The sequence below is a fragment of the Streptomyces sp. NPDC006207 genome, from assembly GCF_040613835.1.
Classification (GTDB): Bacteria; Actinomycetota; Actinomycetes; order Streptomycetales; family Streptomycetaceae; genus Actinacidiphila.
The window spans coordinates 41,107-65,467 of the sequence record NZ_JBEXSX010000056.1 but is presented as its reverse complement, the minus strand read 5'-3'; the positions used below and the strand labels follow the sequence as shown (position 1 = coordinate 65,467).

The following is a 24,361-nucleotide window of genomic DNA, read 5'->3' as shown; positions in this document are numbered from 1 at the left end:
GGTTTCCTGCGCGCCATCGGCGAGGCCCGCCTGATCACCCCGCTCCGCTCCGAGGGCGGCCATCGCCGCTACTCCCGCTACCAGTTGCGCATCGCGGCCCGCGCCCGGGAACTTGTCGACCAGGGGATGCCCATCGAGGCCGCCTGCCGCATCGTCATTCTCGAAGACCAGCTCGCAGAGGCGCAGCGCATCAACGCCGAATACCGCCGCGCCGCATCCCGGCCCGACACCTGACCCGCAAATAGATTCGTTCCAGGTCATCAAGGCCTTGATGCCTTCGATGTGCCCGCCCCAGGGTGCCTGGCGAAGCCGCCCTGGGCCGCTGACCCCGCAGTCCGGGGCGACGTGCCGGGCCGCGCATTCTTCCGCCGACTTCAGAATGTGAGTGCATGATCGCCGAAGATACTCAGCCGCCGGCACACGGGCGGGAGTCCCAGCCTCGCCCCGGCGCCACGCCAGAAGTCCTCCACATCCCGGTGGTTGATGCGCCTGTTGGCGCAACCGGCCGGCTGACTGCCGGGCAGAGCGCCGCCGGCCTTGAAGGCGGGGTGGAGCGCGCGGCGGCTGCGCTGAAGCCGAGGATGCGCGGCTGGCTGCACGCCGGCGTGTTCCCCCTCGCTCTGGTCGGCGGCATCGTCCTGATCGCCGTTTCGCGGTCGGCCGCGGCAGTTGCGGCCTGCTCGGTGTACGCGCTGTCGGCCTGCCTGCTGTTCGCTACCAGCGCGGTCTACCACCGCGGAACCTGGGGGCCCCGTGGGGAGGCGGTCCTGCGCCGGCTGGACCATGCGAACATCTTCCTGATCATCGCCGGCACGTACACCCCGTTGGCGGTACTGCTGCTGCCCGCAGCCCAGCAACTGGTGCTGCTGGCCGTGGTGTGGGCAGGCGCCTTGGCCGGCATCGCCTTCCGCATGCTGTGGATCGGGGCTCCCCGGTGGCTGTACACCCCGTGCTACCTCGTGCTGGGCTGGGTGGCCGTCTTCTACCTGCCCGACTTCGCGCGCACCGGCGGCACCGCGGTGGTCGTACTCGTCATCGCCGGTGGCCTGCTCTACACCGCGGGCGCCGTCGTGTACGGACTCAAGCGCCCTGACCCTTCACCGGCCTGGTTCGGCTTCCACGAGGTCTTCCACGCCCTTACCATCGCCGCCTTCACCGCGCACTACACGGCCATCGTCCTGGCAGTCACATGACTGCCTCGGCGAGGCCCAGCCCCTCCTCCCGTGCTCAGCCACCCGAGGTCGGGGCGTGATCGGGGGCACGGCAGGCAAGACCTCGAGTGGCGAAGGGCAACCATCTTCCTTAACTTCGCGCTCCCGGCAGGCCAGTATCTATGACCGCGAAGCGAGGATTTAGCGCGTAGCGCGGGGAGAGTTTTACCCGCAATGAACAGAGTGAAGTTATTCAGCGTACGCGGGCCGATACGGCATGCTACTGTCGACCTCAGTTGCAGTCGCGGTTCCCAAAACTTCAAGCACCTCCGTGAGTATTTTCAGCCACTGGAGGCGTTTTTATATACCGGTTATTTTCCGGGCGGGGCGTCATCGCGGCGACACGGTGTCCGTACAGTGCGGATGCTGGTGTACTGCCCCAAAGGAGATTTGGCATGGCGTCTGGCACCGTGAAGTGGTTCAACGCGGCAAAGGGTTTCGGCTTCATCGAGCAGGACAGTGGCGGCGCTGACGTGTTCGCCCACTTCTCGAACATCGCCGCTCAGGGCATTGGCGAGCTGCGCGAAGGCCAGAAGGTCACCTACGACATCGCGCAGAGCCCAAAGGGCCCGACGGCCGAGAACATCGTTCCCGCCTGACGCCGGCGCCCGTTTTGTAGCTGATGCCCGAACCCCTCGGGGTGCGGGCACCAGTCGCGGGCATGTCCCACAGTGGTGTCACCTGTGGGACAACCCCCGCCCGCCGATGCGGACCTCTTCGGAGCTGCACCCGTCGACGTACTGGGTTCACGCCCACGTGGAAGTCACCATTTCATCGCCTGCACCCCGCACTGGAGCTACCGCAGGCCAGATGCGCTTTCGCATTCCATTTAGGCCCGTTCTTGTGATTCCCCGCGCTGCTCTCCCGCTGCGGGAATTCCTTGATACGTGCCGTATCAAGGAAGGTTCTGAATGAACCCCACGCGTACGAACGACCGCTCCTCCCGCACCCGCCGCCGCACCGGCGGCCCCGCTTTCGGTTCCGCCGCCGGTTCGGTTCGGGGCAGCCGCTTCGGTCCGTCCGCCCCGAGCCGTTCCGGGGGTCCGAGCCGCTCGGGCGGCTACGGCCGCCGGCCCGCAGCCGTCCAGGGCGAGTTCGCCCTGCCGAAAACGATCACCCCCGCACTGCTCGCCGTCGAGGCGTTCGCCGACCTCGACATGCCCCGGGAGCTGCTGGCCGCGCTCACCGCGCAGGGTGTGGCGGTGCCGTTCCCGATCCAGGGCGCGACCCTGCCGAACACCCTCGCGGGCCGCGACGTCCTGGGCCGCGGCCGGACCGGCTCCGGCAAGACCCTCGCATTCGGCCTGGCCCTACTGGCCCGAACGGCCGGACAGCGCGCCGAACCCCGCCAGCCGCTGGCCCTGATCCTGGTCCCCACCCGGGAACTCGCTCAGCAGGTGACCGATGCCCTCACCCCCTACGCCAGAGCGGTGAAGCTGAGCCTGGCCACCGTCGTCGGCGGGATGCCGATCGGCAAGCAGGCGGGCGTGCTGCGGGGTGGCACCGAAGTCGTCGTGGCCACCCCCGGACGGCTCAAGGACCTCATCGACCGCGGCGACTGCCGGCTGAACCAGGTCGCGATCACCGTCCTCGACGAGGCCGATCAGATGGCCGACATGGGCTTCATGCCGCAGGTCACCGCACTCCTGGACCAGGTACGCCCCGAGGGCCAGCGCATGCTGTTCTCCGCGACCTTGGACCGCAACGTCGACCTCCTGGTCCGCCGCTACCTCACCGACCCCGTCGTCCACTCCGTCGACCCGTCCGCCGGCGCGGTCACCACGATGGAACACCACGTCCTGCACGTGCACGGCACCGACAAGCACCGGATGACGACGGAGATCGCGGCGCGCGAGGGCCGGGTGATCATGTTCCTGGACACCAAGCACGCCGTGGACCGACTCACCCAGGACCTCCTCAACAGCGGAGTACGGGCGGCCGCCCTGCACGGCGGGAAGTCACAGCCGCAGCGCACCCGCACCCTCGCCCAGTTCAAGACCGGGCACGTCACCGTGCTGGTCGCCACGAACGTCGCGGCCCGCGGCATCCACGTCGACAACCTCGACCTCGTCGTCAACGTGGACCCGCCCACCGACCACAAGGACTACCTCCACCGCGGCGGCCGTACGGCCCGCGCGGGCGAGTCCGGCAGCGTCGTCACCCTGGTCACCCCCAACCAGCGCCGCGACATGACCCGCCTCATGGCCGCCGCCGGCATCGTGCCCCAGACCACCCAGGTCCGCTCCGGCGATGAAGCCCTCAACCGGATCACCGGCGCCCAGACCCCCTCCGGCATCCCCGTCACCATCACCGCGCCGGCGCCCGAGCGGCGCAAGCGCAGTGCGGCCTCCCGCGGTCGACGCAGTCCCGCTTCGGGTGCCCGCCGCGTGAGCGTGCGGCAGTCCGCCTTTGACGCGGCGGCCTGAGCACCACGTGATCAGGAAACTGACCCATCTCTGCAGGAGGCACCTTTTGACGCTGGTCCAGATGCAGCCCGGCTCGGCGAGTGCCACCCCCGTGCACAAGACGGTGGCCGACGCCATGGACACCGCCGGACCGCAGGTCTGTGACGACATGACCGTCGAGGTGGCCCTGTCCGTCATGGCCAGTGCCCGCGTCGGGCACCTGCTCATCTGCGACAACGACGGCCTGTGCACCGGACTGGTCACCCAGGCCCAGCTCACCGCCGTTCGTGACAGCTCCGCCTACACCGACCGGGTCCAGCTGCGCGACATCCTCGGCGACCGCGGGCCGTTCACCTCGCCCGTGACCACGATGGCCGAAGCCGAGCACGCCATGCGCTACCGCCGGCTCGATGCCCTGCCTGTCGTCGACGAACAAGGCAGCGCTCTCGGCGTCCTCGCCCTTGCCCGCTGAACCGCCTCCCCGCGGCAGAACCATCCCCTCTTCTCCCCGTGAGGCATCATGTGCTGTGTCATCGCCCTGCGCCGACGGCTGGGGCCGGTGCCGCAGCAGGGTGAAGCAGGGCCAGCCGTGCGGGATCGTCCCGCGACATGAGGCCATCAGCAAGGATCGAGCGGGCGTGGCCAGGCCGGGGCTCTTGTTGTGATCCGTCCTGGATCGAAGCCCTCAGCTGGGCGAGGGCTTGCGGAGCCGGTCTGTCGGCAGGTGCCGGGTGGACGGGAAACTGGCGAGCGCGATGCCGGCGGTGGCGAGGACGGCGGCTTTGAGGCTGCCGAGCTGTGCCTCGGCGTACTCGGCCACGAGGGCGTCGGTCTCGGGCTTGGGCAGGCCTGTGCGCTCTGCCGCGGCTCGTACCTGGTTGGTGCCGACGAAGCTGACGCCCGCCTCGATGGTGATGCCGACCTGTTGACGTGCTGCGCTGGAGATCTGCGGGTTGTCTTCGATCCGGGTTGTGAACACGTGCACGAGTGCTCCGATGAGAAGCGAGCCGATGAGGGCGGTTCCCAGGGAGGATCCCAGGTTTTGAGCGGTGTACTGGAGACCGCCGACCTCGCTGCGTTCCGACTCGCCGACGCTGGATTGGACGACGTTGCCGAGCTGGGAGGCGAGCAGGCCCATACCCGTGCCCAGCAAGGCCATCGCCCAGGCGAACGAAAGATCGTTGAGGGACGGAGTGATGACGGCCAGCAGCCCGAGAATCGCTGCGATGAGAATCAGCAGGGCCGTACGGACCACTGTGCGGGGCGAGGCGAAACGGCCGAGCAGGGGGCCGCTCATGGAGACCACGAGCATGCTGATCGACACAGGTAGTAGCCGCAGCCCGGTCTCGAAGGCACTGAGGCCCTGCACGATCTGGAGGTACAAAGGGATGACGAAGAACAGGCCCAGCAGGATGAGGTTCTGACTGAGCAACGCGGCAAGGCCGGCCCGCAGAGTGGGCACGCCGAACAGCGAGAAGCGTACGAGGGGCTCATGCTCTTGAGCCTCCTGCCGTCGCTCCCACAACCGGAAGAACCACAGCACGACGGCGCCTGCAGCGATGACGAAGAAGGTGAGGGAGAAGCCGAAGACGGTCACGGGGGAGTTGCGGGGCCGCAGCCAGCCCCAGTTGCTGCTTTGCAGGACACCCAGTACCACCAGGGCCAGGCCGACGGCGGACAGCACGGCCCCGACCTTGTCGAGATGCGGTCTGGAGCCGCGGTGGGGTTGATCCTCGATCCAGCGCATGCCCAAGAGGATGGCCACCACCAGCACGACCTCGGCAGCGAAGACCAGACGCCAGGTCAGGTAGGTGGTGACCCAACCACCGACCAAAGGCCCGACTGCGATGCCGGCTCCGGCCAGGCCGCCGACGACCCCGTAGGCGACGGCCCGGTCCCGGCCCTGGTAGGTTCCGGCCACGAGGGCGGCAAGCGCCGGGAGGACCAGCGCCGCGCCGAGTCCTTCGATCACGGACCAGCCGACGGTGAGCACCCATAGGACCGGGGCCACAGCGGTGAGGGCGGAGCCCGTGGCGTACACGATCAGTCCGATGCCGAACACCTTGCGGCGTCCGAGCATGTCCCCGACTTTCCCACCTGTGATCATGAGGGCTGCCATGACCAGGGTGTAGAGGGTGATGACGGCCTGAATCGAGGTGACTTCGGTGTTGAAGTCCTCTACCAACTGGCTGATCGAGACGTTCATGACCGAGGTGTCGAGCACCATCAGGAACTGGGCGGTACCGAGGATGATCAGAGCCCGCCATCGCCTCACCGCTTGCACCTCCAGAGCTTCCGGTGTGCGTCACGGCTTGTGTGCGCGACCCCTCAGATCACCATAAGGCAGGCATACCCTTACTTTCGGTACATCCGTTGCCGAAAACGGGCTGCATCGATGGGACCGCCCTTGAACGGTGGAGTCTGTACCTGCGCGGCCTGTGTCGCTCAGTGCCCAGTGCTTCACCTACGACTCCTTCCAGCGGCCGACCGCCGCCTGGACCGACACCGCAGGCATCACCAACCCCAGCACGCGGCCGTCGGCAGCGTCGGAGGCTGACCACCGCAGCAGTCCAGACCACCCGTCAAGACCACCACCGTCGGTGGTCCTGCTCCCTATTGGCAGACCTACACCTACGACCTCCTCGGCGACCGCACCGGTGCCGTCAACCACGACACCACCGGCAACGCCCTCGCCGACACCACCCAGACCACGGCACACCCCGGTACGGACGGAACCGTCGCCGCGACGCTGCCCAAGCATGCTGGCGTCACCCCGACCAGCAATCCCGCCACCGGTACCGCCACCCAGACCCCCAGCTACCTCGACACCGGGTACACACCCAACAGGAACGCGGGCAACACCATGGGCTGGAAGGCCAGCGTCACCGGTCCCCTCGTCACCGGCTTCACCCTCACCGGCGGCGGCACCAAATGCATCGACGACACCGGCGGCGCCACCACCCCCGGAACGGTCCAGATCGACACCTGCAGCAGCACCTCCACGGCCCAGAAATGGACCATCGGAACCGACAGCACCGTCAAGGTCCTCGGCCTGCGCCTGGACACCAACGCCAACTCCACCGCCGCCGGCGCGCTGATCGTTATCGACACCTGCAACACCGATGCGACCCAGAAGTGGAAGGTCACCACCAACGGCACCCTGGTCAGCAACGCCGAGAACACCAGGTGCCTGGCCGACCCGTCGGCCAGCGCCACCAACGGCACCCAGCTCACCCTCGCCACCTGCGGCAGCACCGGCCAGACCTGGCATGCTCACCCAGCAGGACCTGAACTTTCAGATGTGGCCGCCCAACGCCAGATCGCAGTCGTCGCCCACAACCAGCTCGAGACCCCGCTGTACGCAGCCAGCATGGAGCGCAAAGCACTGGGCCTCACCTTCATCCGGGTGAGCCGTGCGGGACCCCCGATGAGTCCTTGACACGTGCGAGACTGCATTCTGGGCCCCCCTTCGAACTGGTCCGCGCGGTCACGTTGACCTGGCTGTTCTCCGGTCAAAAAGCCACTGCGCCGTAGGGGCACCCGCCCGCGTCCCGGGCCGGCTGCGCAAGGGAGTCAAGTTGCGGACGCCCCCTTGCTTAGGTGCCGGACGGTGCGGCGGTGCTGCCGCGTTCGATGAGCTGGGGGAGCGGCAGAGTCACATCGCGGGCCACGCCGCCGTCGAGGAGGGCGGTCAGTTCCTCGGCCGCGGTCCGGCCGAAGGCCACCGCGTCGCGGGACAGTGCGGTCAGCCATGGCTGGACCAGGCGGCACACAGCCGAGTCCTCCCAGGAGACGATGGAGACGTCGTCGGGCACGTCACGGCCCAGGCCGACAGCCGCCCCCCAGCCCGCTGCCGCCATCACGTCGTTGTCATAGATGATCGCCGTAGGCGGATCGGGCTCCTGTAGCATCCGGCGTGTGGCGGCGGCGCCCTCTGCGTCAGAGTAGTCCGTCACCACGGACCGTGCCGCATCCAGCCCTTGCCGGGCCGCCTCCTTCGTGAGCGACTCGATGCGGCGAGCGGTGTGAGCCAGGGTCGGAAGACCCGCGACATGGGCGATGCGCCGGTGGCCAAGGGCGTGCAGACGGCCGACCACGGCGGCCATGGCCTGCGCGTCCTCGACCCGCACCTGTGACAGACGGCGGTGCGCACCGGGGTCGGACTCGGGAAGGGCGCCGATCACCACGCCGGGGAGGCCGAGTTCATCGAGCAGGGCTGGGCGCGGATCGTCAGTGCGCGGGTCGACGACCAGTACCCCGTCGACGCGGTGCTCGGCCCACCAGCGACGGTAGACACCGCACTCGGCTTCGGTGTCCTCCACTACCTGGAGCAGCAGGCCCAGATGACGCGGGGCCAGCACCTCCTGGATGCCCGAGACCAGTTGCAGGAAGAACGAGTCGACGCCCAGGGTCTCGGCGGGCCGGGCCAGTACGAGGCCCACCGTCGCCGCCCCTTCGCCGGACAGGGCCCGTGCCGCGGCGCTGGGTCGCCAGCCGAGCTGCTCGGCGACGCGGCGCACACGGTCGCGCGTTGCCTCGGAGACGCCGGGACGGCCGTTGAGCGCGAACGAAGCAGCGCTCTCGGACACCCCCGCCCGCTGGGCGATGTTCTTGATCGTGGGACGGCGGCGCCCGGCCGGACGGCCGTGCCCCGGCGCATCGGCCCCGCCTCTGGCCTGCTGCTCGTCTGCCACCGCGAGTGGTCCCCTTCCGTGCATGTGAGCACACATCGTACGGCCCCGCGCATGTTTCTCCGACCAGGGTGGACGGACGGAACTAAAGCGCTTCAGCGAACTTGCCCTAAAGCGCATTAGTTGCGAGCGCAAGACGCCTCTCACACTCGCTCTGACCTGCTTATATGCATCGACCAGGAAGAAACCTTCAGGGAATTCGTTGACTTTCCCCGCGACGGCTGGAATGGTCTCCTCCACGTGCGCACCCGGCCGGCCCAGCCCCGGGGCGTCATCCACGCGCAAGGTCCGAGCAAAGGAGCCGTCCACCGTGCGTTCCTCCTACAAGGCGGTAGCCACCGCCGTCGTCGCCGCCGCGACGTTCTCCCTCGCCGCCTGCGGGAGCGGCGGGGGAGATGCGTCCACCGACTCGTCAGGCAAGGTGACGGGCACGATCACCTTCCAGACCTGGAACCTGAAGGCCAACTTCGCGGGCTACTTCGACGGCGTCATCGCCGACTTCGAGAAGAAGTACCCGGGCACTCACGTCAAGTGGGTCGACCAGCCGGCCGACGGCTATGCGGAGAAGCTCAGTGCCGACGCGTCCGGTGGGACCCTCCCCGACGTCGTCAACGTCACCCCCGACTTGCTGGCGCCGCTCGCCAAGGCCGGTCTGGCCCTGGACCTCGACAAGGACGCGGCGGAGTACAAGTCCGAGTACCTTCCCGGTGCCTGGTCCGCCGACGTAGTCCCGGGCCTGGAGGGCACCTACGCCTTCCCGTGGTATCTCAACACCGGTCCGCTGTTCTACAACAAGGCGCTGTTCAAGGAGGCCGGGCTGGATCCGGAGAAGCCGCCGAAGACCTACGACGACCTGTTCGCCGACGCCCTTGCCATCTCCGAGAACAGCAAGGGCAAGGTGGCCACCCTGTCCAACGTGCCCACCATCGAGGACTTCGGCCGTTACGGGGCCCAGCTGGTCAACAAGGACGGCACCGCGTTCACCTTCAACGACGCCAAGGGCGTTGAACTGCTCACGCACTACAAGAAGCTGTACGACGCGCACGCACTGGACCCGCAGGCTCTGACCGCCACCCCCGAGTCGGCCGGCCACAAGTTCCTCACCGGCGCGGTCGCCATGAACCCCGGTAGCGCGCTGGACCTCAAGAACTTCAAGACACAGGCGCCGACGCTCTACAAGAACATCGGGATCACCGACCAGATAACCAACACCGGCAAGGTCAACGTCTACGTGCAGAGCATGATGGTGAACTCCAAGGCCAAGCAGAAGGCTGCCGCCATCGCCTTCGCCCACTTCGTCACCGACAACACACGGCAGATGGCCTTCGCCAAGCAGGTCGCGATCTTCCCGAGCACGGCCGGAGCTCTGAAGGACCCGTACTTCACGAAGGAGGACGGCACGGACGAGACCCGGGTGCGGATCGCGGCGGCCAGCTCCCTCGCCAACGCCGTGAACTACACCCCGGTGCAGTTCAGCGACCAGATGAAGACCGCCCTCGGCAACCAGGTGGCCAAGGCGCTGCAGGGCAAGGAGAGCCCCAAGGAAGCGCTTGACAACGCTGTCAAGGAAGCCAACCAGCTCCTCGCCCAGAGCTGACCGGGATACGCCATGACGTCCTCGACCGCCCCTGGCACGATCGCCGGCGGTCCGCGGGCAACGGCCGTCCGGAGCTCCGGCTCCGGCCGGCCGCGCCCCCGCGGGATCCGCCGCCACCGCTGGTGGAGTCCGTGGCTGTTCGCCGCGCCGGGCCTGATCGTGGTGTGCGCGTTCAGCCTCTGGCCGTTCTGCAGCACCTTGTACAACTCGCTGACCGACCGCCGGACGCTCGTCGGCGGCAGCTTCGTCGGGTTCGAGAACTACCGGGCCCTGGTCCACGACGACGCGTTCTGGATCGGGCTGCGCAACAGCTCCCTGTACGTGGCGGGCGTGGTCCCGGCGCTGGTGGTCCTGCCGCTGCTGCTGGCCCTGCTCGTACAGCGCCGCATCCCCGGTATCGCCTTCTTTCGCGCCGCCTTCTACACGCCTGTCGTCGCCTCGGTGGTCGTGGTCGGCCTGATCTGGGTGTGGCTGCTCGACGACCGCGGCCTGCTCAACTCCATCGTCACGGCGGTGGGCGGGAGCCCGGTCAACTTCCTGGGCGAGCAGTGGACCCTGCTGCTGAGCGCCATGGCCCTGACGATCTGGAAGGGTCTGGGCTACTACATGATCATCTACTTGGCGGCGCTCGCCGACGTCCCGCGCGAGCTGCACGAGGCGGCCGCGGTCGACGGCGCGGGAGCCCTGCGCCGCTTCCTCACCGTCACCGTTCCGGCCGTCCGCTCCACGATGGTGCTGGTCGCGGCACTCTCCGCGGTCTCCGCCTTCAAGGTCTTCACCGAGGTCTACGTCCTCGCCGGGCCGAACGGCGGCCCCGCAGGCGAGGACACCACGCTGGTGATGCTCGTCCAGCGCACCGGCACCGGACTGACCGGGCGGGTCGGGTACTCCTCGGCCATCTCCGTCGTCATCTTCGTGGTGGTGGTCGCGCTGATGCTGCTGACCCTGCGCGCCGACCGGAAGGAGGACGCGTGACCAGCGCCACCGACACCCCCAACGCTCCCGCCACCACGCCGGCCGCCGGTCGCCGGCCGCGACGCGGAGTGCTGGACGCCGACGGCCGCCGCGTGCGGGTCCCCGAGCTCGTACTGCGCTACCTGCTGCTGCTCGCCGTCCTCGCCATCAGCGTGGGACCGTTCCTGTGGCAGCTGTCGACGTCGCTGAAGGGCCCGCACGAGGACATCTTCAGTACGCCCCCTTCGTTCCTGCCGCAGCAGCCCACCCTGCACAACTTCGGGCGCGTCTCCGAGACCATCCCGGTGTGGGACTACGCGCTCAACTCACTGACCGTGGCGGTGTCCAGCGTCGTCACCAACTGCGTCGGCGCGGCGCTCGCGGGTTACGCCCTGGCCCGGCTTCAGCACCGCGGACGGCGCGCGGTCCTCCTGGCGTTCGTGCTGGCGATGCTGGTGCCCGTGGAGGGCCTGATCATCGCCCAGTTCACCTTCGTACGCGACCTCGGCCTGAACAACACCTTGATCGGCGTATTGCTCCCCGGCTCCGTCGGCGCGCTGAACGTGTTGCTGATGCGCAACGCCTTCCGCAACCTGCCCAACGAGGTGGAGGAAGCCGCATACATGGACGGCGCCAACGTCTGGCAACGCTTCTGGAGCATCGCCCTGCCATCCGCGCGGGGCACCCTGGCCGTCGTGGCGATCTTCGCCTTCATGGGCGCCTGGGACGACTTCCTGTGGCCCCTGGTGGTGCTGAGCGACCCCTCGAAGTACACCCTGACGGTCGGCCTGAACTACCTGCACGGCACCTTCGCCAACGACGAACGCCTGGTGGCCGCCGGGACCATCATCGCGGTGGCCCCCCTGATCGTGCTCTTCGGCGCCCTGCAGCGGTACTTCTTCCGCGGCGTCGGGGAGGGAGCCGTCAAGGGCTGACCGTACGACCCCGCCCAGCACACCGGCACCGCCCCATCCCACTGCTCCGCCCCCGGCGGAACAGGGCCCCACGAGAGTCAGGACACCCGATGCCCGCCCAAGGACCGCGCTTCGGCGCCAACTACACGCCCAGCCAGGGCTGGTTCCACCACTGGCTCGACTTCGACCTCGATGCCGTGCGCAGGGACCTCGACGCGATCGCGGACCTCGGCCTGGACCACGTCCGGGTCTTCCCGCTGTGGCCGGTCTTCCAGCCCAACCGCTCCCTGATCCGGCCCCGGGCCGTCGAGCAGCTCGTCGCGCTCGCCGAGGCCGCCGGCGAACGCGGCCTCGACGTCAACGTGGACGGACTGCAGGGGCACCTGTCCAGCTTCGACTTCCTGCCCTCCTGGACCCAGACCTGGCACCGGCGCAACATTTTCACCGACCCCGACGTCGTCGCCGGCCAGACCGCCTACCTGAGCACGCTGGCCGCCGCCCTGGACAGCCTGCCCAACTTCATCGGCATGACCATCGGCAACGAGATCAACCAATTCTCCGGGCCGCCCCATCCGGACCCCGACCCGATCACCCCGGCCCAGGCCGCCGCCTGGCTGCGGACCGTGCTCGCCGCATGCGAGGACGCCGCCCCCGGCAGGCAGCACCTGCACGCCGCCTACGACGCCGCCTGGTACCTGGACGGGCACCCCTTCACCCCCGCGCACGCGGCGAACCTGGGGGCGATGACCGCAGTGCACTCATGGGTCTTCAACGGCACGGCCCAGCGGCACGGCCGCACCGGAACGGCCACCGAACACCACGCCGCCTACCTCATCGAGCTGTCCAAGGCATGGGCCGGCGACCCGCACCGCCCGGTCTGGCTCCAGGAGGTCGGCGCGCCCGCACCCCTGATACCCGCCGAACACGCCGCCGACTTCACCGAGGCCACCGTCGCGAACGCCCTGGACTGCGAAGACGTATGGGGCATCACCTGGTGGTGCTCGCACGATGTCTCCCGAGACCTCGCCGACTTCCCCGAACTCGAGTACTCCCTCGGCCTGCTGACCAACGAGGGCAAGGTCAAGCCGGCCGGCGAGGCCATCCGGAGGATCGTGGGGGAGCGCCGCGCCGAACCGCGCCGGCCCGCCCCCCGGACCACCGCGCTCGCCGTCAACGTCGGCGACGACGATGCGGCCCCCGACCGCTCCGTGTGCGCGCCCGGAGGCGCGTTCTACGAGGCGTTCGTCCGACTCACCGCCGACGGTGTCCGCCCCGCCGCCGTGCTCGCCTCCCGCGCAGACGACGCCGCCCACCTTGCCGCACGCGGCATCACCGAAGTCGTCCGGCCCGACCAGGTGCACTGACCCGCGGCACTCCTACCTGACGTCACTCCTTCCGCACCACCCGCACAGGAGCCATCCCAATGCACGACGACCGCAAGCTGGTCGAAGCCCGCCTCAAGCGCGTCCTCGACGAACGCATCCGTCCCGCCCTCTACCCGGACTCGACACCGCTCGAGGTCGCCGTGTGGACCGCCCCGGGAGAGCCGGTACCCGTTGCCGAGGGCCTGACCGCCCCCGCAGAGCCGATCGCCGTCGGCGATCGCTGGGGCGCCCCCTGGGGCACCAGCTGGTTCCGTGTCTCAGGCACCGTGCCAGAGGCGTGGGCCGGGCGGACCGTCGAGGTGGTCCTGGACCTCGGCTTCGACGAGAACATGCCCGGGTTCCAGTGCGAGGGCCTGGTCTACCGGCCCGACGGCACCCCGGTGAAGGGTCTCAACCCCCGCAACCAGTGGGTCCGGATCGCCTCCCCCGCCAGCGGCGGTGAGCAGGTGCTGCTCCACATCGAGGCTGCCTCCAACCCGGTCCTGCTCGACTACCACCCCTTCCTGCCGACCCAGCTCGGCGACAAGGACACCGCGGGCAACGACCCCCAGTACACCCTGACCCGCATGGACCTGGCCGTTCTCGACGAGACCGTCTGGGAGCTGGTGCAGGACCTGGAGGTGCTCGGCGAGCTCATGGCAGAGCTCCCCGAGGACTCCGACCGCCGCCACGACATCCTGCGCGCCATCAGCCGCGCCCTGGACGCCATCGACCTGCAGGACGTCAACAGCACCGCGGCCGCCGCCCGCGAGCGGCTGGCCGGCGTCCTCGCCGTACCCGCCCGGCCCACCGCGCACCGCATCAGCGCGGTCGGGCACGCGCACATCGACTCCGCCTGGCTGTGGCCGCTGCGCGAGACCGTGCGGAAGGTCGCCCGTACCACGTCCAACATGACCGCCCTGCTCGAGGACGAGGGCGACTTCATCTACACCATGTCCCAGGCCCAGCAGTACGCGTGGATCAAGGAGCACCGCCCCGAGGTGTACGCGAAGGTCAAGAAGGCCGTCGCGGAGGGACGCTTCGTGCCGGCGGGTGGCATGTGGGTGGAGTCCGACACCAACATGCCCGGCTCCGAGGCGATGGCCCGCCAGTTCGTTCACGGCAAGCGCTTCTTCCTCGAGGAATTCGGCATCGAGAACGAGGAGGCGTGGCTGCCCGACACCTTCGGCTTCGCCGCCGGCCTCCCTCAGATCATCAAGGCCGCCGGGTCGAAGTGGCTGCTCACCCAGAAGATCTCCTGGAGCACCATCAACAAGTTCCCGCACCACACCTTCACCTGGGAAGGAATCGACGGCACGCGGATCTTCACCCACTTCCCGCCCGTCGACACCTACAACTGCTCGATGAAGGGCAGCGAGATCGCGCACGCCGCGCGGAACTTCAAGGAGAAGGGCAGGGCCCGGCACTCCCTCGCGCCGACCGGCTGGGGAGACGGGGGCGGCGGCACCACCCGCGAGATGATCGCCAAGGCCGCCCGGATGCGCGACCTCGACGGCTCTGCGACGGTCCACTGGGAGACGCCCCGCGAGTTCTTCACCAAGGCCGAGACCGAGTACCCCGACCCGCCGGTGTGGGTGGGCGAGCTCTACCTCGAACTGCACCGTGCCACGCTGACCAGCCAGGCCCAGACCAAGCAGGGCAACCGGCGCAGCGAACACCTGCTGCGCGAGGCCGAACTGTGGGCGGCCACCGCCGCCGTGCGGACCGGCTTCAGCTACCCCTACGAGCAGCTGGACCGGCTCTGGAAGACGGTGCTGCTGCACCAGTTCCACGACATCCTGCCCGGCTCGTCGATCGCCTGGGTGCACCGCGAGGCCCGCGCCACGTACGCCGCCGTCGCCGAGGAACTGCTCGGCATCATCGACGCCGCGCAGCGTGCCCTCGCGGGCCCGGCCACGGGCGGCGAACTGGTCTTCAACGCTGCGCCGCACACCCGTGCCGGCGTGCCCGCCGGCGCCGCCGCCCCCGTGGCCCCGGCTGCGGCCACGGCACCGCTTCCCCGCGACGGCGGCGGATTCGTCCTCGACAACGGCCTGCTCCGGGTGGAGATCGACGGGCGCGGCCTGGTCGTCTCCGCGTTCGACCTCAGCGCACGTCGCGAGGCCGTGGCCCCAGGAACGGCGGCCAACCTGCTGCAGCTCCACCCCGACTTCCCCAACCAGTGGGATGCCTGGGACGTCGACGAGTTCTACCGCAACACCGTCACCGACCTGACCGACCTGGAGGAGATGGCCCCGGCCGGCGACGGCACCGCGTCGGTACGCGTGGTGCGCCGCTTCGGCTCCTCCTCGGTCACCCAGCTGCTGTCCTTGGCTCCGGGCGCCAAGCGCCTCGACATCGACACGGAGGTGGACTGGCAGGAGACGGAGAAGTTCCTCAAGGCCGCCTTCCCGCTGGACGTGCACGCCGAGCGATACGCCTCCGAGACTCAGTTCGGACACGTCTTCCGGTCCACCCACACCAACACCAGCTGGGACGCGGCCAAATTCGAGGCGTGCAACCACCGTTTCGTCCACGTCGAGGAGCCGGGCTGGGGGGTCGCCCTGGTCAACGACTCCACCTACGGGCACGACGTGACGCGCACCGTGCGTAACGAGGACGGCGGGACCACCACCACTGTGCGGGTCTCGCTGCTGCGCGCGCCGCGCTTCCCCGACCCGGAGACCGACCAGGGGGTGCACCGCTTCCGGCACGCCCTGGTGCCCGGGGCCTCGATCGGCGACGCGGTCGCCGAGGGCTACGGCATCAACCTCCCCGAGCGCCGCGTGCCGGGCACAGCAGCGGTCGAGCCTCTGGTCGTCCTGGACAACGACGCGGTGGTCGTGAGCGCGGTCAAGCTCGCGGACGACGAGAGCGGCGATGTGATTGTCCGGGTGTACGAGTCGCGGGGCGGGAGGGCGACCACGCGGCTGCGGCCGGACTTCACGGCGGCCGAAGTCACCGCGACCGACCTGCTGGAGCGGCCGCTGCCCAGCGTGGCTAGCCCGGAGTTGGTCGACGGCGCCGTAGAACTCCTGCTGCGACCCTTCCAGATGGTGACTCTCAGGCTGACCCGTAGCAACTGATGACGGCACGAACGCGATGCCCGGAAGCCGTGCTCGGCTTCCGGGCAACGCCGACAGGGACTGAGCCGGGCACCGACCCGGAACACACAAGCGGCGGAGGACGGGCGGTCGCTGCACTCCTCGTGCCGGCCCGGTCACCGGCCCGATGGACAACATGCGGGTGTACGTGCTGGACGTCGGTCTGACGCCGGTGCCGACAGGGGCTTGCGTACTGGCTAGGCGACCGTGATCATTACCTCGGGCGAGACGTGGGCCCAGGCTCGCTTTCCTCGCCTACTCCCCACTGCGAGGCATGGCCACCTCAAGTCCACGGCGCGCTCGCGTGCTCGAAGAGCTGGCGGCGCACTATGACGCCACCACCGCACAGATCGCCCTCGCTGGCTGCTCGCCCGGTCCCCGTCCCTCATTGCGGTCTCCGGGGCGACCCGGCCGGAAACCGTGCGGAATTCGGCGGCGGCCGCGACGATCACCATGAGGCCCGAACACCTTGAAGAACTGGACAAAAGCATGGACCGCTGAGATCGCCGCGAGCCCTGGTCAGCCCGGCTCCTGATGCCACGGTCCGCTGTGGTCCGGCTCAGCGAAGGCCTCGGGGTGGGTGTGCGATGGGACGTCCGGCGTCAATCCGCAGGCACGAGCGCAGTCATCCTTCGGGGCTCAGCGGCGCGTGAGCGGCTGTGCCTGGCATCAACGTGCGAACTTCTCGATGGCCGCTGGGGTGACGGGGGTGAAGAAGTTGACGAGGTTGCCGTCGGGGTCGCGGAACAGCAGTGACCGGTTGCCCCAGGGCATCGTGGTGGGCCCGCTGACGAAGTCGGTGACGAAGTCGGTCAGGTTCTGGTGAACGCGGTCCACGTCGTCGACGAGGAACTCGGTGATCACGCTGTGGTTGTCCGCCGGTCGGGCAGAGCCGGGGGCGAACATCGGGACGGTGCGGGTGCCGGCGATCGCGAGAGTGGCGCCCGCGGTCTCGAGCTCGGCGAAGTCCGCGGTGGCCCACGTCGCCCGCGCCCCTGTGGCTCGCTCGTAGAACTCGACGAGGCGGGCCACGTCGCTGGTGATGATGCGGATGGAGACGAAATCCACGGGATCTCCTTGGCTGTGCTGAAGGGCGTGCACTCGGCAGGCTAGGAGAAATAGTGGACAGAATCGGTCCTGTATAGACCATAGACTGTGACCATGTCTCGCCCTACCGGCCGCGTGCTGACACTCCTGGAGCTGCTGCAGTCGGGCGGCACCCGGACGGTGGCGGAACTGGCCGACCGGCTCGGCGTCGAAGGGCGCACTGTGCGGCGATACGTGGACCAGCTGATCGACCTGAACGTGCCCGTGGAATCGGTGCGCGGCCGCTACGGCGGGTACCGGCTCGCCCCCGGGTACCGCCTGCCTCCGCTCATGCTCAGCGACGACGAGGCGCTGGCCGTACTGCTCGGCCTGGTCGCCGGGCGCCGCGCAGGGCTGTCCACGACGGAGCGCACGGCGAACGAGACGGCATCGGCGAAGATCCGGCGGGTGCTGCCCAGGCACGTCGCCCGTCGGCTCGACGCCCTCCTGGAGGCTCTCGCCTTCACGGATCAGCCGGGCGAGTTCGCGACTCCGGACGCTGCGGTGCTGCTCGCCATCGCCGACGCGGTGCGCCACCGCCGACCGCTGTCGATCCGCTACGCCGACCGCGACGGACGGCGCAGCGAACGCACGCTGCACGCGCACGGGATCGTCGCCCATTCGGGCCGGTGGTACGTCACGGGCGTGGATGCCCGGATCGGCGAGGACAGGACCCTCCGGCTCGACCGCATCGCAGACGTGCGCACCCTGCCCGGCTCTTTCGAAGCGCCCGTGGGTCCCGATCCGGCGCAGCGCGTGTTGGCAGGCTTCGCCACGGCCGAGTACCAGCATGAGGTGACCTTGCGGATCCACGGGACAGTTGATCAGATCCGTGCTCACCTTCCCGCCGGCATCGCGAGCCTGGAGGAGCACCCCGAGCCCGCGGCGGCCCAGGACACGGAGACCGAGCGCTGGCTGCGCGTCGAACTACGGGCGGAGCGGCTCGACTGGTTGCCTCGGGTGCTCGCAACCCTCGACCGGCCGTTCGTCATCGAGCGCCCCCATGAACTGCGCGACCTCGTCATCGCGTTCGCCGATCGCCTCGCTTCCCACGCCCGGCGAGTCTGACGGAGGGCGAGGTACCCCCATCATGGGATGGCGCAGCCGGCACGTCGCGCTGGCCGGTGCAGATGACGGTGACGGGGGGATGGGTCAGTTGGGTGGGGAAGCGGTGGGGCCGAGTGTGGCGAAGGTGGTGTTGTCGTAGTCGGCGATGGAGATGTCGTCGGGGACTTCGAGTCCGGCTTCGCAGACGGCGTGGAGGACACCCATGGCACGACGTCCGCGCAGGCGAAGATGGCGGTGGGGCGCGGGGCCTCGGCCCCTATGGCGTCGCCGGCAGGCAAGGGCTGGGCCGCAAGCGGAGCGTCATCACGGACACCCCCGGTCTCCTGCTGGCGGTCCTGGTCACCGCAGCCAGCGTCCAGGACTCCACCGCAGGTCAGACTCTCCTCGACCGGGTGGCCGCGGCCCATCCCACCATCCGCAAGGTCTGGGTCGACGGCGGCTACCGCAAGCACTTCGTCGAGCATGCCGCCACCCTCGGAATCGACCTCGAAATCGTCCAACGTGCTCCCGGAGCCAGGGGATTCACTCCCATCCCGAAACGCTGGACGGTCGAGCGAACGTACGGCTGGCTCATGCTCCACCGCCGCCTGGCCCGCGACTACGAATCCCTCCCTGGCAGGTCCGAAGCCATGATCCACCTCGCCATGACCGACCTGATGGCCCGCCGCCTCACCGGCGAGAGCACCATCTCCTGGCGCGACCCGACATCACCACACCAAGCCCGCATCACGGGATAAAACAACGGGACAAAACGACCTCTTAGTGGCGGTGGACCTCAGGCGGTCGTGCTCTGCATCTGGGGCTCTGCTTGTGTGCGGTGGGTGGCTGCGATCGTGCATGCGACGCGTACGAGGGCGGCAACGGCCGGGGAGCGGGCGTCCTGGGGCCACGCGATGGCCAGTGTGCAGTTCGGTAGGTCGCTGACCGGCCGGTAGGCGACCCCAGGTCGCGGGTTGCGTTGGGCGACCGAGGCAGGTGCGAAGAACACGATGCTGCCCGTTTCGACGAGGTTGAAGATCTCCGACAAGTTGGAGGCCGGCCTTGTCGCCCCGGGCTGGCGCGGCTCGGCGCGGCCGGCCTCGGCTGGCGCACCGCTGGGGAGTTTCCGGCCGGCCAGGTCCGCCAGGCACAGCTGGGTCCTGGCGGCCAGCGGGTCGGTGGCGGCCATGGCGACCAGGACTGGCTCGGTGATCAGCGGCTCGCTGTCCAGCCCGCGGTCGTCCATGGGGCAGAGCACGAGTGCCACGTCGGCCAGGCCATCGCGCAGTGCCTTGGGCTGATCGCCGAACCCTCCGAGGATCAGTTCGGGGGGCAGGGCGGCGGGGTCGGTGCTGTAGGCGTCCAGGATCTGTGGCAGCAGGCCACCGTCGATGTCGGCCTTGAGTGCGATGCGCAGCCGGGGCGAGGTGCTGCCTGCGTGCCGAGCACGGTGGGCGGCGGCGGTGATCGCCTCCAGGGCGGTTCTGGCGTCGCGCAGCAGAACCTCCCCGGCGACAGTGAGCTTCACATGCCGGGTGGTCCGCTCGAACAGCGTCACACCGAGCTGCTGTTCCAGGTCCCGGATCGTGCGGGACAGCGGGGGCTGCGCCATGCCCAGCCGGGCGGCGGCGCGCCCGAAGTGCAGTTCCTCCGCGACCGCGACGAAGTACCGGAGCTGCCGTACCTCCAGATCATTCATATCCCCAGGGTATCAATCGCGACCAGGTTGGTCCTTCACCTGCAGCGTTGCTCCGGGTTCACTCGAGAGCACCTGCCCGGCGCCCTTGGGTGCGCCGTCTACCACCACGCATGGAGGCAATTCATGATCACCATTACTACGCCGACCGGTGACATCGGCCGGCAAGTCCTGGACCGCGTTGTGGACAGCGGTGAGCCGGTCCGGGTGATCGTCCGCGACCCCTCCCGCCTCCCGGAGCACGTGCGCACGCAGGTTGAGGTGGTGGCGGGCTCCCACGCCGACGCGGACACGATCGCGAAGGCACTGGAAGGCGCTGAGCGGCTGTTCTGGCTCGTGCCCCCGGCCGGATTCCGTGACGCCGGCCCCGCCAGGCGCTACTACCTGGACTTCGCTCGGGCAGTAGCCCAGGAGGCCGCGAGCCGGGGCGTACGGATGGTGCACGTCACCTCCCTGGGCCACGGCTACCAGGACGAAGCCGGACTCCTGTCGGCCGCGCTCGACATGGACGAGCTGATCGCGAGCACCGGCGTGCAGTACCGGGCCCTGGCACTGCCGTTCTTCATGGAGAACCTGCTCCGTCAGGCCCAGACGATCACAGAGCAGGGGGTGTTCTCCATGGCGAACGCCGCGGACCAGCCGCTGTTGACCGTCGCCACCCGGGACGTGGCTGCCACGGCGGCAGCGCTCCTGCTGGACACCGCCTGGAGCGGACAGGCCCGCGTTCCACTGGTCAGCCCCGACAGCCTGACCCCCGCCGCCATGGCCGAGATCATCTCCGAGACCTTGGGCCGCACGGTGCGCTATCAGCAGGTCCCGCTCGCGGACTTCCAGGCCCGCATGGTGCAGCGCGGCGCGAGCCCGGCGCTGGCCCAGGACATGGCCGACATGGTCAACGCGCAGAACAACGGAATCTACGATGCCGAACCCTGCGACCCCGCCTCCGCCACCGCCACCGATTTCCGCCAGTGGTGCCAGGGCATCTTGCTGCCGTCCCTCCAGTCCTGATCAGCGCGCCGGTCGGTGCCCGGCACAGCCGCCCAATCCAGCACCGAAGGAGGCGGCCCCGCACTTCAGCATCGGGCGATGCCGCCCTTCGAAATGGTCAATAGAGATCGCGCGCCGCGAACGGGATGTTTGGCAGATCGTCCCGTTCGCGGCCTTGCTCTCTAGAATCCAAACCCCCAGAGGCGCAGGTGTCCCACCCCCATGCAGGGTCGAAGACCTCCGGGTGGTGGAGCTGTCTAGGACTGCACCACACGGAGGTCTTCGTGTCCCACCGTATGGCCCGGCTGACCGTTCAGCAGGCAGCTGCTGGTCGCGCGTGTCTGCGTGGGACGCCCAGTCGCGCATGTGGCCGCCAAATGGGGCATCTCCCGCGCCACGGCGGGTGGTCACCAGCCGCAACAGGCTCCTAGGACTGGTGGCCCAGGAGGGGCCTATCCTCACCGTGCCGCGGGCCGGTTGCCGGCGTCAGCCGCGGTGCTACTCGTCGTTGCCCAGTCCCAGAACAGCGCACCGCTCCTCAGCGGAGCATGCACGCGGCGAGTGCGGGGCCTTGGGCTCGCAGTGATGCTGTCCGCCAAGGCAGCACGGCGCCTCACACTAGGTTTCACTTTGCCCGCAGGGCTCTTGGCATCAGTCCGATCCATATGCTGTCGCTCTCGCGGAGTACGTTGACCGGGTCGGTCCGGGGTTCCCAACCGATGGGTACGACGTAGTACCGGCCGCCTCGCTCGAGCAGCAGTCGCAGTCCCGTGTAGCGATAGCGCAGCCGGTACTCCGATCCCAGATCCTGCTCGTGTCCCGCTCACGCTCCCGCGACCATAGGCTCATCGTTGCAGACCTAGATCTGCTCCTGTGCCCTTAGGGACGAAGCCGTGATCGTCGGCAACGCCGCATCCGACGGCTGCTTCCCGCGCCATGGGGCCAACCGAGAAGGTGTCGGGGACGGTGTGCTCAGGCGGCCTTGAGCGCTGCGACTTCCTGCGCCCGACCGGCCAGATTTCGCACGGACGGCCGTGCGGTGCCGCCCGAGTTCGTTGCGCATCGTGCCGAAGTGGTCGTCGCCCCGGACCGACGGGTGGTTGGCCCGCGAATCCTTGCGGGCAGAGGTCGCCGTGGGCGGCCCATGTCTCGACTTGGCCAGTTGAGCGCAGATCAGCGGCGGGAGGGGTCGCCGACGAGCTGTGGGGTACGACATCGGACGGTCGCATCAGCCAAGCAACGCCGAGAGGGGAGGCGACATGATCCCGGTTCTGGTTCTCGTCCTGGCCGTCGCGTTGGTGGTCTTTGCGTGCATCTTCGTTGTGGCACGCGAGAGTCGACGGCGTGCGCTTCGGGAACGTCCTACCCTGATCACGTCCGGCGTCGTCTTCAGGCGCGCAAGGCGGGGGGCCATGTGGTCGATGCAGTCGGCCTGGGTGCGGAGCCAACACCGCGGCTGCGGCAGGCGGCGTCGGTCGGTGACGAGGATGACCGCACCGGCCAGCTCCTGGACGAGCTGTGTGCGATCGGCCGCGGTCAGGGGTTTCTGACCCTGCGGGGGAAAGACCGGCGGACCCGGGAGATCGGTGCCGAGTTGGACGAGATGGGCGGGAAGCAAGAGATGCTCGACGCGCACAGCGTGGTGCGGGCCCGACTTGGCCCGCTGTGCGCACGCGAACTGGAGGCCGCGTGGGATGGGGTCGGTTCGTGGCTCGGATAGCCGTCCACCGGGTTCAGAGGGCCGAGGCAGGGTGAAGGCCGTGGTCACCGCAACTCATAGTGCCACCCACACTTCGGTATTCAGTCGCATGTGATGATCTTGGTCGTGTCTGGGTTGATCACGGCGTCGGAGCCTTCTTGGATAGTCACGTTCAGCGGGCTGAGCCCGGGTGTCTTCGGCAAGTTGGTGGCGCAGCTGCGGCGGGATGGCATCGACGCCCCGGGTACGGGCCGGCCGTGGCAGCTGGCGTTGGAAGACCGGGTGCTGCTGGTGGCTGCGCACGGGCGAACGAACCTCACCATGCGCCAACTCGCTCCGCTGTTCGGGGTGTCGAAGTCGGCGGCCGACCGCGATAGCGAAGACCTCGGCCCGAAGCTCGCCCTCCAGACCCCGCAAGCGGTTCGTGTAGGACGCCGCCCTCATGGTGGACGAAGCCAGCGTCAGCAGCAGTTGGGGGCGTGCCGGCAGCAGTACGACCAGTGGGCGGCCGGTCAGCTGGCGGAGATCCGCGGCCACAACGCCGGTATCACGCAGCTGGCCGGCGCCGTTCGCGACGGGGACCCCGAGGCGGCCGTGGAGTACTTCTCGGCCGCCTTGTATGCCTCGGCCGGCTGGCCGGAAGGTCTGCCGCGCCAGCTGACCGCCGCGTACGACGCGCCGGTGCGGCAGCCGCGCCTGACCAGGCTGGGGGAGTACCGATGACGGTCACCGCTCCATGCCTGCGCAGCTGGGCCTTCGTGCTCCTGGCTGCCATCGGCCTGCTGTTGGGCACCACCGCTCCGGCCGCGCGCACGCCGCGCTGACACACAGCACGCCCGTGCACGGAGCGGTGACCGCCCGGCCACCCACCCGGGTCGTCCTGGTCTTCTCCGAGAAGATCGCCCTGAACAGCGACGCCATCCGCGTCCTGGACCCCACCGGCAAGCGCGTCGACGACGCCCACCCCACCCCACAGGGCGGCACCGCCTACGCCGTCGGCCTGCCCACAACACTGGCCCACGGTACCTACACCGTCGCCTACAGCGGTCCGCACGGACCGCGGGGCCGGGGCACCCCGGCCCTGATCGTCGCCGACGAACCCACCGGCCAGCTCGACGCCGACACCGGCCGCACCGTCATGGAACTTCTGCGCGCCGTCGTCCACAGCGAGGGCGTCACCGCCCTCGTTGCCACTCACGACCCCGAACTCCTCGCTCTCGCCGACCGCGTTATCGAACTAAACGACGGCACCCTCGTCGACTCCGTCTGAGGCGGGCGCATAGTCGGCTCCGCGCGCTCCGTCGTCAGATGTCCGGAGCGCCCGCGCCCAGTCGTCAACTCCGCCTTCCCCGATTCTACTTATAAAAGATTAGCTACTTACCTGCCACTTTGTGAGGTGGGCCGCTACGCGCATCATGGACGCGTGACGGGGTGATGGCCCCGATCGGGAGCCCGACGTCGCGGAGAAGACCCATTGCACAGCGCCCTACCCGACCCAACCCTGTGTCCGCGTCCTAGGGGGTCCCGCCGTAGGGGAGGCTGGACCGCTGTCGGTCGCCCCGGCCTCGACAGGACTGGTCGGGGATGGGAGCGGCGCACAACGGCC

Annotated in this window: 20 protein-coding genes and 5 pseudogenes; 20 read left to right on the top strand and 5 right to left on the bottom strand. The window is 69.1% G+C overall.

What is annotated here, in order from left to right; all coding sequences use genetic code 11:
• The 5 genes from ABZ312_RS33850 to ABZ312_RS33830 form a co-directional block, all read left to right on the top strand.
• Nucleotides 1–234: MerR family transcriptional regulator (locus ABZ312_RS33850; RefSeq protein WP_500439398.1), on the top strand; the 234-nt coding region annotated here is incomplete at its 5' end.
• A gap of 155 nt (nt 235–389) precedes the next feature.
• On the top strand, nt 390–1,193 hold the full coding sequence (gene trhA / locus ABZ312_RS33845; protein ID WP_500358044.1) for a PAQR family membrane homeostasis protein TrhA: 804 nt from the start codon (nt 390–392) through the stop codon (nt 1,191–1,193).
• A 413-nt stretch (nt 1,194–1,606) separates the two neighbouring features.
• Nucleotides 1,607–1,810, top strand: coding sequence for a cold-shock protein (locus ABZ312_RS33840; RefSeq protein ID WP_326569993.1), 204 nt, complete (start codon nt 1,607–1,609; stop codon nt 1,808–1,810).
• 312 nt (nt 1,811–2,122) lie between these two features.
• Nucleotides 2,123–3,637: a DEAD/DEAH box helicase gene (locus ABZ312_RS33835; RefSeq protein WP_500439397.1), complete on the top strand. Its 1,515-nt coding sequence runs from the start codon at nt 2,123–2,125 to the stop codon at nt 3,635–3,637.
• Nucleotides 3,638–3,683: 46 nt separating this feature from the next.
• Complete coding sequence (locus tag ABZ312_RS33830) at nt 3,684–4,088, top strand: CBS domain-containing protein (RefSeq protein WP_500439396.1); 405 nt, start codon at nt 3,684–3,686, stop codon at nt 4,086–4,088.
• A gap of 213 nt (nt 4,089–4,301) precedes the next feature.
• Here the strand turns inward: ABZ312_RS33830 and ABZ312_RS33825 are convergent, their stop codons facing one another.
• Nucleotides 4,302–5,891 carry an MFS transporter gene (locus ABZ312_RS33825; RefSeq protein WP_500439395.1) on the bottom strand — a complete coding sequence of 530 codons (1,590 nt, stop codon included), beginning with the start codon at nt 5,889–5,891 and terminating at the stop codon, nt 4,302–4,304.
• Between the two features lie 588 nt (nt 5,892–6,479).
• On the opposite strand from ABZ312_RS33825, the gene ABZ312_RS33820 reads away from it, so the two are divergent.
• Nucleotides 6,480–7,055 (top strand): ricin-type beta-trefoil lectin domain protein, encoded by a 576-nt coding sequence (locus ABZ312_RS33820; RefSeq protein WP_500439394.1) that lies wholly within the window; start codon nt 6,480–6,482, stop codon nt 7,053–7,055.
• A gap of 157 nt (nt 7,056–7,212) precedes the next feature.
• On the opposite strand, the gene ABZ312_RS33815 is transcribed toward ABZ312_RS33820, so the two are convergent.
• Complete coding sequence (locus ABZ312_RS33815; protein WP_500331099.1) at nt 7,213–8,232, bottom strand: LacI family DNA-binding transcriptional regulator; 1,020 nt, start codon at nt 8,230–8,232, stop codon at nt 7,213–7,215.
• Between the two features lie 385 nt (nt 8,233–8,617).
• On the opposite strand from ABZ312_RS33815, the gene ABZ312_RS33810 reads away from it, so the two are divergent.
• From ABZ312_RS33810 to ABZ312_RS33790, 5 genes are all read left to right on the top strand, one after another.
• Nucleotides 8,618–9,904 carry an ABC transporter substrate-binding protein gene (locus ABZ312_RS33810; RefSeq protein ID WP_500331082.1) on the top strand — a complete coding sequence of 429 codons (1,287 nt, stop codon included), beginning with the start codon at nt 8,618–8,620 and terminating at the stop codon, nt 9,902–9,904.
• 12 nt (nt 9,905–9,916) lie between these two features.
• Nucleotides 9,917–10,879, top strand: a complete 963-nt coding sequence (locus ABZ312_RS33805; RefSeq protein ID WP_500331080.1) for a carbohydrate ABC transporter permease — start codon at nt 9,917–9,919, stop codon at nt 10,877–10,879.
• Entirely contained in the window at nt 10,876–11,793 is a 918-nt protein-coding gene (locus tag ABZ312_RS33800) for a carbohydrate ABC transporter permease (RefSeq protein ID WP_500331079.1), read from the top strand. Before ABZ312_RS33805 ends, ABZ312_RS33800 begins: the two co-directional genes overlap by 4 nt.
• An 89-nt stretch (nt 11,794–11,882) precedes the next feature.
• Entirely contained in the window at nt 11,883–13,136 is a 1,254-nt protein-coding gene (locus ABZ312_RS33795) for a glycoside hydrolase 5 family protein (RefSeq protein ID WP_500331077.1), read from the top strand.
• Between the two features lie 59 nt (nt 13,137–13,195).
• The gene (locus ABZ312_RS33790; protein ID WP_500331075.1) at nt 13,196–16,222 is read left to right on the top strand and encodes an alpha-mannosidase; all 3,027 of its coding nucleotides are present in this window, start codon (nt 13,196–13,198) and stop codon (nt 16,220–16,222) included.
• 687 nt (nt 16,223–16,909) lie between these two features.
• Here ABZ312_RS33790 and ABZ312_RS33785 read toward each other — a convergent pair.
• Entirely contained in the window at nt 16,910–17,308 is a 399-nt protein-coding gene (locus ABZ312_RS33785; RefSeq protein ID WP_500331074.1) for a VOC family protein, read from the bottom strand.
• A 93-nt stretch (nt 17,309–17,401) separates the two neighbouring features.
• Here ABZ312_RS33785 and ABZ312_RS33780 point away from each other — a divergent pair, with 93 nt between their 5' ends.
• Nucleotides 17,402–18,394 carry a helix-turn-helix transcriptional regulator gene (locus ABZ312_RS33780; RefSeq protein ID WP_500439393.1) on the top strand — a complete coding sequence of 331 codons (993 nt, stop codon included), beginning with the start codon at nt 17,402–17,404 and terminating at the stop codon, nt 18,392–18,394.
• Nucleotides 18,395–18,478: 84 nt separating this feature from the next.
• Here ABZ312_RS33780 and ABZ312_RS33775 read toward each other — a convergent pair whose 3' ends face one another.
• Complete coding sequence (locus ABZ312_RS33775) at nt 18,479–18,598, bottom strand: substrate-binding domain-containing protein (RefSeq protein ID WP_500331070.1); 120 nt, start codon at nt 18,596–18,598, stop codon at nt 18,479–18,481.
• Between the two features lie 62 nt (nt 18,599–18,660).
• Between ABZ312_RS33775 and ABZ312_RS33770 the strand changes: the two are divergent.
• Nucleotides 18,661–19,131, top strand: a pseudogene (locus ABZ312_RS33770) (transposase); the annotation flags it as partial.
• Nucleotides 19,132–19,169: 38 nt separating this feature from the next.
• On the opposite strand, the gene ABZ312_RS33765 reads toward ABZ312_RS33770, so the two are convergent.
• On the bottom strand, nt 19,170–20,072 hold the full coding sequence (locus tag ABZ312_RS33765; protein WP_500331068.1) for a LysR family transcriptional regulator: 903 nt from the start codon (nt 20,070–20,072) through the stop codon (nt 19,170–19,172).
• Nucleotides 20,073–20,195: 123 nt separating this feature from the next.
• On the opposite strand from ABZ312_RS33765, the gene ABZ312_RS33760 reads away from it, so the two are divergent.
• The 7 genes and pseudogenes from ABZ312_RS33760 to ABZ312_RS33730 form a co-directional block, all read left to right on the top strand.
• Entirely contained in the window at nt 20,196–21,077 is an 882-nt protein-coding gene (locus tag ABZ312_RS33760) for an NmrA family NAD(P)-binding protein (protein ID WP_500331067.1), read from the top strand.
• A 263-nt stretch (nt 21,078–21,340) separates the two neighbouring features.
• Nucleotides 21,341–21,542: pseudogene (locus ABZ312_RS33755) on the top strand (IS481 family transposase); the annotation flags it as partial.
• A 928-nt stretch (nt 21,543–22,470) separates the two neighbouring features.
• Nucleotides 22,471–22,776, top strand: coding sequence for a hypothetical protein (locus ABZ312_RS33750; RefSeq protein ID WP_500439392.1), 306 nt, complete (start codon nt 22,471–22,473; stop codon nt 22,774–22,776).
• A gap of 105 nt (nt 22,777–22,881) precedes the next feature.
• Nucleotides 22,882–23,179, top strand: a pseudogene (locus ABZ312_RS33745) (helix-turn-helix domain-containing protein); the annotation flags it as partial.
• A 47-nt stretch (nt 23,180–23,226) separates the two neighbouring features.
• On the top strand, nt 23,227–23,478 hold the full coding sequence (locus ABZ312_RS33740) for a hypothetical protein (RefSeq protein WP_500331064.1): 252 nt from the start codon (nt 23,227–23,229) through the stop codon (nt 23,476–23,478).
• A gap of 115 nt (nt 23,479–23,593) precedes the next feature.
• Nucleotides 23,594–23,740, top strand: a pseudogene (locus ABZ312_RS33735) (copper resistance protein CopC); the annotation flags it as partial.
• Nucleotides 23,741–23,830: 90 nt separating this feature from the next.
• A pseudogene (locus ABZ312_RS33730) lies at nt 23,831–24,025 on the top strand (ABC transporter ATP-binding protein); the annotation flags it as partial.
• Nucleotides 24,026–24,361: the final 336 nt, after the last annotated feature.